Source organism: Nocardia sp. NPDC059195 (genome assembly GCF_042754695.1).
In the GTDB taxonomy this organism is placed as follows: domain Bacteria; phylum Actinomycetota; class Actinomycetes; order Mycobacteriales; family Mycobacteriaceae; genus Nocardia.
Genome location: NZ_JBHZBG010000046.1, coordinates 1 through 16,125, shown reverse-complemented (window position 1 = coordinate 16,125; position 16,125 = coordinate 1). Strand labels below are relative to the sequence as shown.

The 16,125-nt window shown below is 66.5% G+C and carries 17 protein-coding genes; 8 read left to right on the top strand and 9 right to left on the bottom strand.

Features of this window, described 5'->3' with window-relative positions:
• Positions 1-182: 182 nt before the first annotated feature.
• The 4 genes from ACFXKN_RS32410 to ACFXKN_RS32395 form a co-directional block, all read right to left on the bottom strand.
• A complete protein-coding gene (locus ACFXKN_RS32410; protein ID WP_378947837.1) occupies positions 183-854 on the bottom strand; it encodes a DUF1707 domain-containing protein in 672 nt (223 codons plus the stop codon).
• 62 nt (positions 855-916) lie between these two features.
• The gene (locus tag ACFXKN_RS32405; protein ID WP_378947834.1) at positions 917-1,567 is read right to left on the bottom strand and encodes a LuxR C-terminal-related transcriptional regulator; all 651 of its coding nucleotides are present in this window, start codon (positions 1,565-1,567) and stop codon (positions 917-919) included.
• A gap of 16 nt (positions 1,568-1,583) precedes the next feature.
• Positions 1,584-2,762 (bottom strand): MacS family sensor histidine kinase, encoded by a 1,179-nt coding sequence (gene macS, locus ACFXKN_RS32400; protein WP_378947831.1) that lies wholly within the window; start codon positions 2,760-2,762, stop codon positions 1,584-1,586.
• The gene (locus tag ACFXKN_RS32395) at positions 2,743-3,984 is read right to left on the bottom strand and encodes an AI-2E family transporter (RefSeq protein ID WP_378947827.1); all 1,242 of its coding nucleotides are present in this window, start codon (positions 3,982-3,984) and stop codon (positions 2,743-2,745) included. The genes macS and ACFXKN_RS32395 overlap by 20 nt, the downstream gene beginning before the upstream one ends.
• A gap of 39 nt (positions 3,985-4,023) precedes the next feature.
• Between ACFXKN_RS32395 and ACFXKN_RS32390 the strand changes: the two genes are divergently transcribed.
• Positions 4,024-5,640 (top strand): adenylate/guanylate cyclase domain-containing protein, encoded by a 1,617-nt coding sequence (locus ACFXKN_RS32390; protein ID WP_378947823.1) that lies wholly within the window; start codon positions 4,024-4,026, stop codon positions 5,638-5,640.
• Positions 5,641-5,649: 9 nt separating this feature from the next.
• The gene (locus tag ACFXKN_RS32385; RefSeq protein WP_378947818.1) at positions 5,650-6,720 is read left to right on the top strand and encodes a YbhN family protein; all 1,071 of its coding nucleotides are present in this window, start codon (positions 5,650-5,652) and stop codon (positions 6,718-6,720) included.
• On the opposite strand, the gene ACFXKN_RS32380 is transcribed toward ACFXKN_RS32385, so the two are convergent.
• Both ACFXKN_RS32380 and ACFXKN_RS32375 read right to left on the bottom strand, forming a co-directional pair.
• The gene (locus tag ACFXKN_RS32380) at positions 6,721-7,077 is read right to left on the bottom strand and encodes a DUF3054 domain-containing protein (protein ID WP_378947814.1); all 357 of its coding nucleotides are present in this window, start codon (positions 7,075-7,077) and stop codon (positions 6,721-6,723) included. It lies immediately after the preceding gene.
• 82 nt (positions 7,078-7,159) lie between these two features.
• Complete coding sequence (locus ACFXKN_RS32375; RefSeq protein ID WP_378947810.1) at positions 7,160-8,746, bottom strand: NTF2-like N-terminal transpeptidase domain-containing protein; 1,587 nt, start codon at positions 8,744-8,746, stop codon at positions 7,160-7,162.
• Between the two features lie 490 nt (positions 8,747-9,236).
• On the opposite strand from ACFXKN_RS32375, the gene ACFXKN_RS32370 reads away from it, so the two are divergent.
• Together ACFXKN_RS32370 and aroQ are read left to right on the top strand one after the other, a co-directional pair.
• Positions 9,237-9,797: a hypothetical protein gene (locus ACFXKN_RS32370; RefSeq protein ID WP_378947807.1), complete on the top strand. Its 561-nt coding sequence runs from the start codon at positions 9,237-9,239 to the stop codon at positions 9,795-9,797.
• A gap of 208 nt (positions 9,798-10,005) precedes the next feature.
• Entirely contained in the window at positions 10,006-10,452 is a 447-nt protein-coding gene (gene aroQ / locus ACFXKN_RS32365) for a type II 3-dehydroquinate dehydratase (RefSeq protein ID WP_378947804.1), read from the top strand.
• Here the strand turns inward: aroQ and ACFXKN_RS32360 are convergent.
• Positions 10,449-10,895, bottom strand: a complete 447-nt coding sequence (locus ACFXKN_RS32360) for a nitroreductase/quinone reductase family protein (RefSeq protein WP_378948234.1) — start codon at positions 10,893-10,895, stop codon at positions 10,449-10,451. The genes aroQ and ACFXKN_RS32360 overlap by 4 nt on opposite strands.
• Positions 10,896-11,076: 181 nt before the next feature.
• Here ACFXKN_RS32360 and ACFXKN_RS32355 point away from each other — a divergent pair, with 181 nt between their 5' ends.
• Genes ACFXKN_RS32355 through ACFXKN_RS32345 form a run of 3 tightly spaced genes read left to right on the top strand, consistent with a single transcriptional unit; the run spans position 11,077 to position 13,077 of the window.
• Complete coding sequence (locus tag ACFXKN_RS32355) at positions 11,077-12,006, top strand: ABC transporter ATP-binding protein (protein ID WP_378947801.1); 930 nt, start codon at positions 11,077-11,079, stop codon at positions 12,004-12,006.
• Complete coding sequence (locus ACFXKN_RS32350; RefSeq protein WP_378947798.1) at positions 12,003-12,851, top strand: ABC transporter permease; 849 nt, start codon at positions 12,003-12,005, stop codon at positions 12,849-12,851. Before ACFXKN_RS32355 ends, ACFXKN_RS32350 begins: the two co-directional genes overlap by 4 nt.
• Entirely contained in the window at positions 12,841-13,077 is a 237-nt protein-coding gene (locus tag ACFXKN_RS32345) for a helix-turn-helix transcriptional regulator (protein WP_067455043.1), read from the top strand. Before ACFXKN_RS32350 ends, ACFXKN_RS32345 begins: the two co-directional genes overlap by 11 nt.
• Positions 13,078-13,140: 63 nt before the next feature.
• On the opposite strand, the gene ACFXKN_RS32340 is transcribed toward ACFXKN_RS32345, so the two are convergent.
• Entirely contained in the window at positions 13,141-14,022 is an 882-nt protein-coding gene (locus ACFXKN_RS32340) for an NAD(P)-dependent oxidoreductase (RefSeq protein WP_378947793.1), read from the bottom strand.
• A 143-nt stretch (positions 14,023-14,165) separates the two neighbouring features.
• On the opposite strand from ACFXKN_RS32340, the gene ACFXKN_RS32335 reads away from it, so the two are divergent.
• Positions 14,166-14,561 (top strand): winged helix-turn-helix transcriptional regulator, encoded by a 396-nt coding sequence (locus ACFXKN_RS32335; RefSeq protein WP_378947790.1) that lies wholly within the window; start codon positions 14,166-14,168, stop codon positions 14,559-14,561.
• On the opposite strand, the gene ACFXKN_RS32330 is transcribed toward ACFXKN_RS32335, so the two are convergent.
• The gene (locus ACFXKN_RS32330) at positions 14,556-15,683 is read right to left on the bottom strand and encodes a glycerate kinase (RefSeq protein WP_378947787.1); all 1,128 of its coding nucleotides are present in this window, start codon (positions 15,681-15,683) and stop codon (positions 14,556-14,558) included. The genes ACFXKN_RS32335 and ACFXKN_RS32330 overlap by 6 nt on opposite strands.
• Positions 15,684-16,125 lie beyond the last annotated feature (442 nt).

The window sequence follows — 16,125 nt, the reverse complement described above, 5'->3', positions numbered from 1 at the left end:
CGCGGTGAACTCACCCGAGAGCCGCGCAACCAGCGCGGGATCGATACCAGTACTCATAACCCAATAGTCGGCGCGCGAGGAACGCCGAACATGAGTAGAAACCCCTGCCCTGCCCACTGTTCCTACCCGAATTCGAACCGCACCCCGAGCAGCCGCCTGCCGAGCCCGAGCCGGATGTGCCCCTACGAACCCAGGAACCGTCTCCACTGAACCATCAACGGATACTTCGCCGTCACCGACCCGAACCGAATCCGACCGTGCACAACAAGATGCAACGGTCCGATCGGCGGCCCAGTGCGGACCTTGTTATTGGCCGAAGACCCCACCAAATCCAGACCGTTGAGGTCGACGGTCGCCGCCGCCGGAACAAGCAACGTCAAACTCGTGCAGTAATCGTCGACCTGAATCTCGACGATCTGCGTCTGCATGACCGCCTCGGTGAAGTCCAAGGTCACCCCGGACATCAGGTTGTTGAGATGCAGCACCGGCGGCACCTGCCACGGTCCCCGTCGATGAACCCCCGACAGCCGACTACGGATCGCACTCGGATTGGACCCGCCGGGCGGGACCGGGACGTGTCGTGGGCGCGGCATCGCGGCGGGCTGCGGCGTACCCGCCACCCGCATCCCGGGCAGGTCGACCAGCACGGCGTTGAGTTCACCACGAGTCTTGGCGGCCAGCGCGGTGTCCATCCGCTCGGTGAACTCCCCGAGCGAGAGCATGCCGAGCCCGACGGCACGCTGTAGCAACTGGCCGACGTGTTCACGTTCGGCATCGGAAACACGCAGCTCACGGTCGCCGACGGGACCAGCCGTCGCGGCGCCGGGTACGAAGAGGGATTCAGGACCGCCCATACCATCGAGGGTAACCAGACACTCACCTCGAGCACATCAGGGCAAACCCCTAATCACTACGACTACTCCAGACCCTGCTCGATCGCATAGCGCGTGAGCTCCACCCGATTGGCAAGCTGCAACTTGCGCAACGTGGCCTGCACATGGTTCTCCACCGTCCGATGCGAGAGATTCAACCGGGTAGCGATCTGTTTGGCCGACAATCCCTTGGCCACCATCCGCAAGACCTCCGTCTCCCGCTCGGTCAACGACGGCCGATGCGGCTGATCAGCGGCTGCCGGCGCGGTCGCCATCCGCCGATACTCCCCGAGTACCAACCCGGCCAACCCGGGCGTGAACACCGGCTGACCTGCGGCAGTAGCCTTGACAGCGTCGATCAACTCGGTGACTGAAGCGCTCTTCACGAGATACCCGCTGGCCCCGGCCTTGATCGCGTCGAGCACATCGTCGCGCTCGGCCGAAGCCGACAGCACCAGCACCCGACTGTGCGGCGAAACCCGCAACACCTCCGCGGTCGCCGCGGCCCCGTTGCCGTCGGTGAGTTGCATATCCATCAAGACCACAGCCGGCTGCACGGCCGCGGCGCGCCGAGCAGCCGTCCCGACGCCGTCAGCGGTGGCCAGCACCTCGAAACCGGCTTCGGCGAGATCGCGCGAGACTCCCTCACGCCACATCGGATGATCGTCGACCACCATCACCGTAATGACCGGCATCGCCCTGCTCCTCTTCTCAGCGCGCCGGGTGGCGCGGAATCCGGAATTCCCACTCGGTACCCAGGTCCTCACCTTCGGCCAGCAACTCGGCACTACCGCCGAGCGCCTCGATCCGGCCGACGATCGACCGCGAAACCCCCATCCGCCCTTCGGCTTCGGCCGCTCGCAGGCGCCCCGCCGCGATCCCGACACCGTCGTCACGCACACTCACCACCAGCACATCGCCGGTGTCTTCCAGCAGCACATAGGCTTTCGCGTCGGTCCCGGCATGCAGCGCGACATTCGACAGCGCGGTGGTCACCGCCGCCGCGATCTCGTGCGCGACCACCCGTCCGACGAGCACCGGATCGCCCGGCGTGGCCACCGACACCTTCGGCGTAGCGCGCGCGGTGAGCAGCGGTCGCAGATCCACTTCCCCCGAACCGGAATCGGGCAGCTCCGCCTGCTCGGACAACAGCACCCGCAACGCCACCTCCTGCTCCCCCGCTCGCTGCGCGAGTTCCTGTGCGGGCCCGCCTATCTCGCCACCGCGCCGCTTGATGAACGCGAGCACCTGCAACACCCCGTCGTGCACCTCGCGAGCCAACCGCTCCCGCTCCTGCGCCGCCGCCGTGATCCGCAACGCCCGCTCGAGCTGTCCTTGCGCCCGCCTGGCGGTGTTGGCCGCCAGCCCGAGCGCCAACCCCACCGAAACGAGTACCGGCGCGGTCGCATCGCCCCACACGTCCTGTCCCCACTGATCGCGCACGGTCACCACGACAGCCGACATCGCCAGTCCCGCGACAACACCCGCGACCGGACCGCGCAGAATCGCCATCGAGATCACCGAGTTCGCGATCCACAACGTGGTCGGCAAGGTCTGATGCCCGTGATACCAATCGTAGTCCGCGACAAGCCGAGTCGAGGCGATCAGCGCGATCGTCACCACCTGATCGCCGAACACCACCCAGCCGCGGATCTGCCCGGTCGCCTCGGGGAAATACCACTGCGACAGCAGCAGCGCCGAGCTGCCCGACCAGATCGCCATCACCGCGATCAGCATCCAGCTCAGGCGCGGATGCTCGTAATACGACACCGAAGCGATCTGCTGCCCGATCGCATACAGCAGCGTGACCAGCCGAAACGCCTGCGCGGCCCGCCACAGCGGCGCGGTCGCGGCATCGGCCGAGCTCAGCTCAGCTGTGTGGGTCCGCATCGCCGGACTCGGCTTCTTCCTTGCGCAGCCGTTTCGCCACGTCGAAACGGCCTGGGGGCTCCGGTTTGTCGGGCTCGGCGGTGAACCGTTTTCGTTCCTCGGTGGCGACCAATTCGCCGAAGGCCTCCGCCGGGCTGTCGGCGAGCAGGTACCGAATCGCGGTGTTGCCCACCGCGATCAACGGCACCGCGAGCAGCGCTCCCGCGATCCCGCCCACGACCAAACCGGCGGTGATGGCCAGCACCACGGCCAGCGGATGGATGCTCACGGCCCGGCCGAGCAGCAGCGGTTGCAGCACATGGCCTTCCAGCTGCATCACCGCGATGATGATGCCGAGCACGATCAGCGCGGTCACCGGCCCCTTGGTGACAAGCGCGATGAACACCGCGACGAACCCGGCGAAGAACGCGCCGATGATCGGGATGAACGCACTGATGAACACCAGCGAGGCCAGCGGCAGAGCGAGTGGCACATGCAGAATCGCCAGCCCGGCTCCTATCCCGATCGCGTCGACCGCAGCCACCACCACGGTGGCGCGCACGAACCCGACCAACGTGCCGAAGCCCAATTCGCCAGCGGTGCGGACCTTTTCGCGGTGCGCGGTGGGGATGATCCGGGTGATGAAGTTCCAGATCTGATCTCCGCCGTAGAGGAAGAAGATGAGGATGAACAGGATCAGGAACGCGCCGGTGAGAATATGGCCGATGGCGGTGGCGGTGGTCAGCGCACCGCTGGTGAGGCTCTCGCGATTGTCCTGAATGGTGCGCACGATGGTGTCGCCCGCGCTGCGGATCTGCTGATCGCTCAGGTGCGGCGGACCGTTGATCAACCAGTCCTGCACCTTGTGCACGCTGTTGGTGACCTCGTTGGACAGTCCGGGCACACCGTCGACGAACTGTTCGACGACAAAGGTCAACACCCCCGCGAGCAGCCCGATCGACCCGAGCAGCGCGACGAACACGCCGAGCGAGCGCGGGATTCCCACCCGCTGCATCCAGTCGACCAGGGGCGCGAGCAGCGCGGCGGCGAGCAACGCGATGGCCAGCGGGATCACCACCGTGGCGAACCTCTGCACGAGCATCCCCACCGCGAGCAACGCGCCGAAGATGATCAGCAGCCGCCAGCTCCATGCCGCGGCTTTACGGACCAGGGGATGAACTGCCTCGGCATCGGAGCTCCACGACGATGACGTGGGCCCCGAAATTACCTTCTGGTCGGTCACCCGACAGAGCCTATCGGTCCGAACGCTAGATTGGTGGTCGTGTCGGCGCCCCTGGAAGCGGTCAAACAGACCATGCGAACGCGCTGGCCGCTGTATCTGACGTCGGTGCTGTTGGCCAATGCCTTCGGCGCGGTGCTGGTGTGGGCGTTCATCCAATACGGCCTGCCGGTTCCCGAGGGCGATCCGGGTGGGGTGCGCCAGACCGGTCTGCTCGCGCCGCTGCTCGTTTTCGGTGTCGCCGCGGTGCTGAGCATCACCGCCGCCGCACTCATGCTGCGGCCGGTGATGCGCTGGCAGATGCGCGGCGGGCCGCCGAGCAGACGCGAGCAGATGGCGGCGCTGCACGTGCCGCTGCGGCAGTCGATCGTGCACCTGGTGCTGTGGATCATCGGCGGCGGGATCCTGGCAGCGCTGATCATCAACGAATCACCCCAGCTGGCAGGCGCGGTGATCGTCACCGAATGCATGGCCGCCACCATTGTGTTCGGCTTCACCTACATGCTCGGCGAACGCATCCTGCGCCCGGTCGCCGCCGAGGCGCTGACCGAGGGCACCTTCGACCACACGCTGACCCCCGGTGTCGGCACGCGCATGGCGATGACCTGGGGCATGGGCACCTTCGCGCCGACCATCGCGATCGTGCTGCTGTGCGTCACCCAGATCTCCTCGGATGTGAAGTTCTCGGCGAAGTCCCTGGCGATCTCCATCCTGTTGCTGTGTGGCGTGGTGATCCTGCAGGCGCTGGCGCTGTCGATGCTGACCGGTTCGTCGATCTCCGACCCGGTGCGTCAGCTGTCCCAAGCCATCAACAGGGTGCAGGCCGGCTCGCGGGATGTGCAGGTCGAGGTCTACGACGGCAGCGAGATCGGACTGTTGCAGGTCGGCTTCAACCGGATGATGGACGAGGCGGCCAAGCGGCGCAAGCTGCAGGAACTGTTCGGCCAGCACGTGGGCGAGGACGTGGCGCAACGGGCACTGGACTACGGCACCGAACTGGGCGGTGAGACCCGATTCGTGGCCGTGCTGTTCGTGGACATGGTCGGCTCGACCGCCGCCGCGGCCGAACGCCCGCCGACCGAGGTGGTCAGCCTGCTCAACGAGTTCTTCCGGGTGGTGGTCGACGTGATCGACAGCCACCACGGGTTCGTCAACAAGTTCGTCGGCGACGCGGCGCTGGCCATCTTCGGCGCCCCGCTGGATCGCCCCGACGCACCGAGCGCCGCACTCGCGGCGGCCCGCGATCTGCGCGAGGCACTGCGCGAGGTGACCAGCCTCGACATCGGCATCGGCGTCTCGGCGGGCCTGGCGGTCGCCGGAAACATCGGTGCCGCAAACCGTTTCGAATACACCGTGATCGGCGACCCCGTCAACGAGGCGTCGCGGCTCACCGAATTGGCCAAAGATCATCCCGGCCGCGTTCTCGCTTCGGGCAGCGCGCTCTACTTCGCCGACGAAAGCGAGCAGGAACATTGGATAACCGGAGACGAGGTCCAGTTGCGCGGCAGACGCAGAAAAACCCGCCTGGCCTGGCCGAAGTCCGCGATCGCCGCGCCGCGCGAGGACGAGGGAGAACAGATCCGTTCGTTAGGCGTACCTCCGCCTTCGCTCCGGCCGTGCGCAGTCTGCGGACGGTCAGAGACCGACTGTGATCATTAGGCTGAGACCGTGACGGCCGACGGCGACCTAACAGGCGCACCGGCCGAGCGCCGCCGCCGGTTCGGGTGGGTCAAGTGGGTGCTCGGCGCGGTGGTCCTCGCGCTGCTCGTCGGCGAAGGCGTGTATCTGTGGCCCCGCCTGCACGAATCCTGGCGCACGCTCACCGAGATCCACTGGGGTTGGCTGTTGCTGTGCATCGTCTTGCAGGCGATGTCGATGAGCGGATTCGGACGCGTGCAGAAGCAACTGCTGCACGCGGGTGGGGTGGACGTCAGCCAGGGGAAATCGGTTTCGGTGGTCTACGGCGCGACCGCGATGTCGCTGACGCTGCCCGCGGGCCAGGTCTTCTCCACCGCGTTCACCTACCGCCAGACCCGGCGCTGGGGCGCGAGCCCGATCGTCGCCTCCTGGCAGCTGGTCTTCTCGGGTGTGGTCGCCGCCGCCGGGCTGGCACTGATCGGGATCGGCGGCGCCGCGCTGGTCGGGCAAGGGATCGGGTTCAAATTCGTCGTCTCGCTGGTGGTGCTCGGCCTGGTCGTGTTCATCGGCAACTATCTCGCCCGCCATCCCGGCACGCTGGAGGCCATGCTGCGGCGGGTGCTCGGGCTGGTCAACCGGTTGCGTAAGAAGCCCGCCGATCACGGCATCGCCAACCTGGCCGAGATCCGGGCGCAGCTCGAGTCGGTCGATCTGGGGAAGAAGGACGCGGCGCTCGTCGGGGTGTGGGCGCTGCTGCACCGGTTCGCCGACGTGGCGTGTCTCGGCGCCGCCTGTTTCGCGGTCGGTGCCGATCCCAAGTTGTCCGGGCTGCTCATCGCGTTCGCGGCGGGCAAGGCGGTGGGGTCCATTCCGTTCGCGCCGGGCGGCATCGTCTACGTGGACGCGACGCTGATCTACGGTCTCACTGTGGGCGCGGGGTTGCCCGCCTCGCAAGCCGTCGCGGCCGCGTTCGTCTACCGGCTGGTCAGCTTCATTCTGGTCGCCGTCGTCGGCTGGATCGTCTTCGCGTTCCTGTTCCGCACGCCCCAGGCCGACGACGAAGAATACGAACAGGAATTCAAGCAGCAACGACGAATCTGATCACCGCAGTGCGCGAATGGCCGCCCGCCAACCCAGCAGGAACAGCGCGAGCACACTGGCCGCGACGATCATGAAACTCAGGGCGACACCCTGGCCGCTGATGGCACGCAAGACCATTCCGCCGACGAGGGTACTGGCCCAGATCAGGATTCCGGCCGGCCACAACGCCGTGGCGTCGAACCTCGTATTCCGCGCGACGAGCACCGCTAACACCCAGCCGAATATCAGCCCTAACCCGAAGGGCCACACCGTTTTCAGAAGACCGGCGATGACAGCCGAATCATGGCTGCGCCTGCCGATCGCGCAGAAAACGATCACCAACAGGGCATCGATTCCGAACGGCGCGTATCTCTTCACCGAGGTAGCGTAACCGGTCAAGATCGACTGCGAGTCCAGCATTACACCCACTGACCAGTGAGTACATGGGTAACTCGCCGGCCTACGGCTCCGGCGTGGCCAGCGATTTCAGCAAGACGGCCGCGAGTCGTGAAGTGGCGTCACTACTGTCGACGTCGGCGATGTGCACCGCGAAGACCAGATCGCCCATCGTCGCCAGCAGCCAACCGTCGGTGTCGCCGGTCGCGGCGAACGCGGTGATATCGCGGAATCCACGCAGCGCAGCGGTTTCCGGCTTGCCGATGCCCTCGTTCATCATTCCGCGCAACCGGTCGACCGCGGGCTGAGGCAGCGCGGGAACGGGCGTATCGGTGGTGCCCGGGTTTCCTGCCACGATCATCGGCGGCACCACCGAGCCACGCGAGATCGCGGCGGCCGCGATGGCCATGCCGAAGGGGCTGACCTGCACCGCATCGGCACCCGCGCCTTGGCGCACCTGTTCGGTGCTGCGGCCGGGCGCGCTGATCCGCCCGGTCACCTCGTCGAGCCCGGCCACCTTGAAGTCGACGCCGACGCCGAGCGCGGTGGCCGCCTCGGCCGCTTCCTGCACCGTGACTTCCTGCGGCGGCTTGTTCTTGGTCGCCGCGGCGACGGCGCGGAACAGCTCCATCGTGCCGCCCGCCGGGAACAGCCCGGTGAAGGCGACCGGGCCCTTCGCGGTCGCGTAGGAGTTCTGCGCCACCGCGACGACCGCGCCGGTCGAGGGCTGGATGGCCACGACAGTGGCCGCGGTCCCCACGCTCACCACCGCGGACTCGGCGGCACGCTGCAGTCGCTGATCCAGCGTCGCGGCGATATCCGGCCCGGCAGGCCCCTGATATCCGGCCACCTGCTTGACGAACCTGCCGTCGGCCTCGAAGATCTGCACACCCCAGCCCGACGTCGCGTCGAGGCTGTCCTGCCATACCTCGTGCAGCGCGTCGAGCATCGGCGAGCGCGTGCGCCGGTCGGCGGAGATCAGTTTGGTCTGCTTCTCCATCACCACGCCCGGCACCTTGGCCATCTGCGGTTCCAAGATCGCGAAATCGCCCTCACGCAGGTTCACCGCGACGATCGGCTTGCCCTGTGAGCCCGCCAGCTGCTGCATCAGCGATGGCCCGGTGATGAGCGACGCGACCGGTTCGATGGCATCGGCGAGCGCGTTGGTGGTGCCGACGAGATCGCCGGTGCGGCTCGGGTCGATCTTGATGACGTTGAGTGTCTGCTCGGTCATCAGCGCCTCACCCGGCAGGTCGACAACCTTCGGCGGTGGGTTCGCGGTCGTACGCACGAGCTTGACGGTGCGATCGTTCTCCAGATACGGCATCACCACCGCGGGCTCCCAGGAGATCCGCCAGCCGATGGCGAGCTTGCGGACGGTGCCCTGCAGTGTGTAGGTCCAGTCCTTCTTCTCGCCGAAATTCCAGGCGACCTCCATGCTGAAGATCGCCGACTGCTTGTCGAGGTCGATAACCTGTGAGGCCTCGTAGTCGACGGTGCCCGATTGCATGCCCTCGAAGATTTGCTTCATGGTTGCCGATGCGGCAGCGGGGTACGAGGTCAGGTCGGCGGCCTTGCCGTAGTCCTGCGCATCGAGGAGCTCGGTGAACCGCTGGACCACCGTCTCCGACTCGCTCGTCTTCCCACCCACTCCGCACGAGCACAGTGTGATGGCGAGGGTCGCAACCCCCGCGATCGCCATTGCGCCCCGGACGCGAAAGCGGCGGGATCCCCACACATCCATATCGCCCACTCTTCACTCTTGCCACTCCGGTAACAAATCCACCGTACCGGAAGTTGACCCGTCTCCAATGCCCCGGTAAGTCGGGCCACTGCCCGACCTCGACGCTTCGATTGTGCCGGAAATCTCGCCCGAATGAGGGTCCGTTTTCCAACCTCGCCCAGTAAGCGGCAACAACTGCAGTGTCAACCGTACCGACAGCCGCGCCAGCTGGTGCGGATCTCGCATTTGTCCGGCGATTCAACGCGAGGGTACCCAGGCCGGCTACCTCCAACCGCCACGGCGTCGACCTCGCCGGGCCGGTACGCACCTGTTCACGCAGAGCGGAATCCACTGCACCGGTATCGGCGTAATCTTGTAATCAACGCAAAGTGCGCAACAGAGACAGCAGGTGATTTCCATGCGGAACGACCGACGCGAACGCGGATTCGGCCGACCCGGCGGTTGGCAGCAAGCCGACCTCCCCGATCCCGCCGACGCCCCCGACTGGTTCGCCGGACGATTGCCCGCCGACTGGTTCACCGGACCGGTGGAGATCGAGATCGACCGCGACGAGATCGTCGTGGTCGGCGAACTGCCCGTCCCCGGCGACGCGAGCACCCCAACAGCCACCAAAGAAGGCGCACTCGCCCGCTTCCGCGAGTCGACCCGCCCGGCCCGCATGCAGATCGCCGACGAGGCCCAGCGCCGTTACGGCCGCAGCGTCGCCTGGGGTGTGCGAGTAGACGGCGAACGGATCCTGTTCACCCACTTGGCCGTCCCCGTGATGACCCGCCTACGCCAGCCCGAACGCCAGGTCCTCGACACCCTCATCGACGCCGGCGTAGCCCGCTCCCGCGCCGACGCCCTGGCCTGGACGGTCAAACTCGCGGGCAAACACGCCGAAACCTGGCTGGCCGAACTCCGCGAAGCCATGCGCAAGGTCGACGACCTGCGCTCAGAGGGACCAACGGGCTTGTAATCGCCACCCCCACCGGAACGGGTACAGCCCTGTAAGTCTCTACCCAAAGGGCCCCGCCCTGATCTGGACTGACCGGAGGGTGCGACGAAGGAGTGCCCGGAGGGAGGGAAGATCAGGGCCCCCCAGGGGCCCGCTCGAGCGCGCCAGCGCTCCAAAAACACAGCCACCATACGACCCGTGGCGGGTACACCTAGATACAGTGGCCTGCATGCAAACCGAGCAGACCACTGGTCCGATCCTGATAATCAACGGCCCGAACCTCAACATGCTCGGTACCCGTCAGCCCGAGATCTACGGCGCCGACACCCTCGACGATGTCGTCGCGCTGTGCGAACAAACCGCCACCCGATTCGGCCGCAAGATCGTCGCGTTCCAGTCCAATCACGAAGGCGCGCTGATCGATCGAATCCAGCAGGCCCGCGGTGAGGTATCGGCCATCGTCATCAACCCCGGCGGCCTCACGCACACCTCGGTCGCGCTGCGCGACGCCCTGGTGATCCCGGAGGTGCCGATCGTCGAGGTGCACATCAGTAATGTGCACGCGCGCGAGGAGTTCCGGCACCACTCGTTCGTCTCCCCGATCGCCACCGCGGTTGTCGCGGGGCTGGGAATCCATGGCTATGCCGCCGCCATCGAGTTCTTGAGCAAGCACTAGGAGAGTCGGAAAACGGGGAAACCCGGTGCGATAGCGACCAATTCGGCATCGGTCGCGTCCTTGGTGACGCCGTCGAAGAACTTGCCGACCTCCCAGCCCCACTTCTCCAGGTACAGCCGAAGCAGCGGTACCTTGTCGGCGTCGACGACCTCGGTGGCACTGAACTGTTCGGTTTTGCGGCCGAGGCGCAGTTCGCCGTCGCCTGCCACCCGCAGATTGCGCACCCACTGGACGTGCCCACGCGGCGCGACCAGGTAGCGCTCCCCGTCGGCGGCCGTCATCACGTTGACCATGGTGGTGCGCCATTCACCGCTCTTGCGGCCGCGCACGGCCAGCAGTCGCGAACCCATGATGCTGATCCCCAGCTTGGGCAGCAGGTTGGCGATCTTGTTGACGATCGGATCGATGCCGGTCGGGGGGAGGTGGCGGGTGGCGTTGTCCATGTTGATCACTCCTGAACTGTGAGCACTGCTCTCTGTTGAGAACAATCATGCGCGGCTCGTGGTTCAAAGTCAAGAGCAGTGCTCACGGTTTTCGAAGTGCCCCCTTTTCGGCGAAGTATTGCCGCGATAAAATGTAGTACGTATGCTACATTTCATCGAAGGTTGATGACTGGGAGGACTCATGACTTCGAACAACAACGTCGTTCTCGATGTCGCGCAACTACGGATGCGATACGACGAGACAGACGTCCTGCACGATGTGACATTTCAGGCCGAGCGCGGCGAAGTGCTCGTGATGCTCGGACCCAACGGCGCGGGCAAAACCACCACGATCGAGATCCTCGAGGGGTTCCGCAGGAGGTCGGCCGGCCGGGTCGACGTGCTGGGGGCCGATCCCGAACACGGTGACGAACTCTGGCGCGCCCGCATCGGCGTCGTGCTCCAGTCCTGGCGTGACCACGCGAGATGGCGGGTGCGCGAACTGCTCAACCATCTCGGTGGGTACTACCTGCCGTATTCCACAGACCGCGTCGTAAGACCCTGGGACACCGATGAACTCATCGAGCTGGTCGGCCTGACCGAACAGCGCGATGCGAAGATCGCCACCCTCTCGGGGGGCCAGCGACGCAGACTCGATGTGGCGATCGGCATCGTCGGCAGACCGGAACTGCTCTTCATGGACGAACCGACGGCCGGCTTCGATCCCGCCGCCCGGCGCGACTTCCACGACCTGGTGCATCGACTGGCCGATCTGGACGAGACCACCGTCCTGCTCACCACCCACGACCTGGACGAAGCCGCGAAACTGGCCGATCGGATCCTGATCCTGGCCGGCGGCCGGATCATCGCCGACGGCTCCCCGGAGGAGCTCAGCGCCGCCACCGCGGGCGAGGCCGAGGTGCGCTGGACCCGCGACGGTCAGCGTTTCGTCCATACGACGACCGAGTCGACCAAATACGTCCATGAACTGTTCAAACAGCACGGTGAACTGATCGAGGACCTCGAGGTGCAGCGCGCGTCGCTCGAGGACACCTACATGGCGCTGGTCCGCCGTTTCGAATCCGATACCGATGCCGAACCCGTCCGTTCACTGCAGGAGGTCACGCGATGAATCCCACGCTGGTAGCGGTCAGGGGTGGCTTGGCCGCGATGTGGATCGAACTGCGGCAGCTGTACACCAACGGGACTGGCCTGATCGGCCAGTTCCTCACTCCCACACTGTTTCTGATCGCGATCTTCTTCCTGCGCGACCGTTCCTACCACGATACCGAGCTATCTCTCGGTGAACTGGCGGTGCCCGGCCTGCTCGGCAGCATCATCGCGTTCAACGGCCTGTACGGGATCGCCGAAGTCCTCGCCCTAGACCGGGAGGACGGAACCTTGTTGCGCGCCAAGACGATTCCGAACGGCATCCTCGGCTACCTCATCGGCAAGATCGGTACGAACGCGGGCGCGGTACTCGTACAGCTGGTGGTGGTGCTGGCCATCGGTGCCGTGATAGTCGGTGGCTTGTCGGCGCCCGGCGGCGCCGTGATCACGCTCGCCTGGGTGATCGTGCTCGGCCTGCTGGCCACCCTGCCGATCGGCGCCATCCTCGGCGGGTTGATCGTCGGCGCCCGTGACATCTTCCTGCTCACCCTGCCGTTGATGGGACTGATCGCCATCTCCGGCATCTGGTACCCGATCACCGCACTCCCCGGCTGGGTGCAGGGACTGGCCCAGCTCTTCCCGATGTACTGGCTCGGCCTCGGCATGCGCTCGGCGCTGCTGCCCGCCGAGGCGGCGGCGATCGAGATCGACGGGTCGTGGCGGCACCTCGAGACCGTCGCGGTGCTCGGCGTATGGTCGATCGTCGGGTTGTTGCTCGCGCCGATCGTGTTGCGGCGTGCGGCCCGCCACGAGTCGGGATCCAGCGTGGCCGTCCGCCGCGAGAAAGCGATGCAGCGTGCCTTCTGAGGTCATCTACAACCGCATCGCGATGTTGCGCGCCGAACGCGGCATCTCGCGGCGGGACCTGGCCGAAGCACTCGGCGTGCACTACCAAACCGTCGGCTACCTCGAACGCGGCGAATACAGCCCCAGCCTGCACCTCGCCCTGCGACTCGCGGCCTATTTCGAGGTAGCGGTGGAAGTGGTGTTCTCCACCGAGCCGTTCCCGAGACTGGGCGCCGAGACCGCATGAAAACCGTCCAGCACTGTTGTGCTGGACGGTTTTTCGCGGATCAGGGACAGTCGCCGACGGATTTCACGACGCCTCGCCGCGCATCAACGCATAGGTCGAAACCGCATTGCCCGAAGATTCGCTGGCGATGAGGGCCTTGCGCCAGTACGACTGCGCGAGATGCGAGAACCCCGCGTCGACGCCGACTTCCTCGCTGGCGTCGATGATGTGCTGAGCGCCCGCGTCCATCATCCTGAGGTTCGCCACGTCGGCCCAGCCGCCGTCCTGGTTCGCCACGGAGAACTGCTCCATGAAGAACGGGAACGCCTCGCTCGAGCGGATCGCGAACGGCACGAACTGGGCGATGTCATGACCGGACTTCGCGATCACCGCGGTCGCCTGGTCGAAGGCGAGCAGCCACGGATGGAAAATCGTCAACAGTGCCTGGTAGAAGACCTGCGCGAGGCCGTCGTCGGCGCCCAGGTATTCCTGCGGGCTGAGCGGGCGCAGGAGTTCGGCGTGCGCGTCGAATACGGCTTTCGGGCCGCTGTAGAAGATGTAGGACGCCGGATGGACGATATTGTCGCCCGCCGACATCACGCCGCCGGAGAGGAATTCGGCGCCGCGCTCACGGACCCACTTCGCGCCTGCTCGCGCCTTGTCCGGCGAATCGGAGGACAGGTTGGCGATCACCTTGCCCGGCAGCTGGTCGACGGCCTGACCGAGCACGTCGTACATGGCGTCGTAGTGGGTCAGGCTGAGTACGGAGACCTCGTTGGCGGCGAGCGCCTCGGCGACGGTGTCGGCGCGCTTGGCACCCAGCGCCACCAGCGCGTCGACCTTGGCGGTGCTGCGATTCCATACCGTCACCTCGACGCCTGCTTCGAGGAAGGCCTTGACCATGGCCTGACCCATCGGGCCGAGGCCGAGAACGGAAACGGAACGGGGATTGGTCTGCTCGGACATTGTGTGGCCCTTCGATTCTCGCTATTGGATGGTTCGGCGCCGCTTTCCATGGTGTCCGCGCGGGTATCGTTCGGGAAGACCGAACGTTCCGGTGTGGTTGCTTACCTAGAGGTTCGAAATACGGTCAGAAGGGTGCGCCGAAGATGAGTAGTGACGCAGATCACGATGTGTGTGGCATGAGCCTGGCTATCGATGTTGTCGGCGGTAAATGGAAGCTGCACCTGATGTGGGTGCTCGGCGCCGGGCCGCAGCGGTTCGGCCAGATCCGGCGGCTGCTCGACGGCGTGAGCGAGAAGGTGCTCGCCGAGAACCTGCGCCATCTGGAGAGCACCGGCGTGGTGCGCCGCGAGATCTTCCCCGAGATCCCGCCGCGGGTGGAGTACTCGCTCACCCAGCTGGGCGAAACCCTGCGCCTGGCACTGGAGCCGCTCGAATCCTGGGGCGATGAGCACCGCGCGGCGTTGAGCACCGCCGCCCGCACGTCCGCCCCAGCGCCTTCGCCCTCGGCGAATCGCGCGGTGGGTGTCAGCGCGTCATAGCAAGTGTTCCACGGCGATTCGCTCGCCGATTCGCTCGAGCAGGTTCGCCGCGGCCATGATCGAGCGCGCGGGATCGGGCTCCAGGTCGCTGAGCGGATAGCAAGCGGCGAACCCCGCGGCTCGAATCTCCCCTGGCGACAACAGAGTTCGACCCACCGCCGCGACCACCGGCACCCCCGCTCTCTTGGCCGCGGCCGCGACCCCGACGGGCGCCTTCCCGTGCATGCTCTGATGATCCAGCGAGCCCTCACCGGTGACAACCAGCGTGGCCCCGTCGACCAGCGTCGTGAATTCCAGCAGCTCGAGCAGCACATCGATCCCGCTGCGCACCTGCGCCCCCAGCACCGCGAGCACCCCGAACCCGGTACCACCCGCCGCACCCGCTCCACCGATCTCGGCATAGCCGGTACCCAGCACGGCAGCCCAATTAGTGAGCCCTGCTTCGAGTTTCACCATCTGCCGAGCATTGGCCCCCTTCTGCGGCGCGTACACCGCCACCGCACCGGCAGGTCCGAGCAACGGATTGTCCACATCGCAGGCAAGCGTGAACACAGCCGTGGAGACCGCCGGATGCAACCCGCTTCGATCCACCGAGGCAACCTGCTCGAGCATCGCGGCCACATCCCCGACCCCCGCCAATTCCCGCCCCTCCCGATCGAGCAGCCGCAATCCGAGCGCCCGCAACAATCCCGCCCCGCCATCGGTCGACGCACTCCCACCGAGCCCGAGCACGATCTCACGAGCCCCCGCGTCGAGCGCGTGCGCGATAGCCACCCCCAACCCGAACGTGTCGGACCGCAGCGGATCCAGCCGCCCACCCGGCAACTTCACCAGCCCCACGGCAGCCGCCAACTCCACCACCGCGGTATCGCCGCGCACCGCGTACACCGCCGTCGAAACCTCCCCCGTCGGCCCCGGCGCGGCGAGCTCAACGCGCTTCCACCCCGACGCCACGAAAGCGTCGACCATCCCATCGCCCCCATCGGCCACCGGCACACACCGCACCCGCGCCCCCGGCGCCCGCCGAGCAATCCCCCGCCCCAACGCCTCAGCAACCTCAGGTGCCGACAGCGAACCCTTGAACTTGTCCGGTGCAAGCACAACGAGCGGTCCACGAGTCATCCCGACATCCTCCGCCCTGAGACCAAAACCCGCATCCCCGCAGTTCCAGCCACACCGCACACCCAGATCCGCCACGCGAACGCAGCACCAACCACACCACGCACCCCAAGACCACCATGACCACACGCCCCAACCACACCGCAAACCCCGAAGTCCGCAGCCCGACCGCACTCCCAGCCTCACCCCACACCCCGAAGACCACAGCCCTACCGCACTCCCAGCCTCACCCCACACCCCGAAGACCACAGCCCTACCGCACTCCCAGCCCCACCGTGCACCCCAGGTCCGCCATGACCGCACTCCCAGCCCCACCGTGCACCCCAGGTCCGCCATGACCGCACTCCCAGCCCCGCACCCGCGACCCCTGGGGAGCGGCGGCCACGAAGTGGCCGGTCCGCGGCCGGGTCGCCGGTTAGCGCTCGAAAGCGCTGCGCCGAAGGCT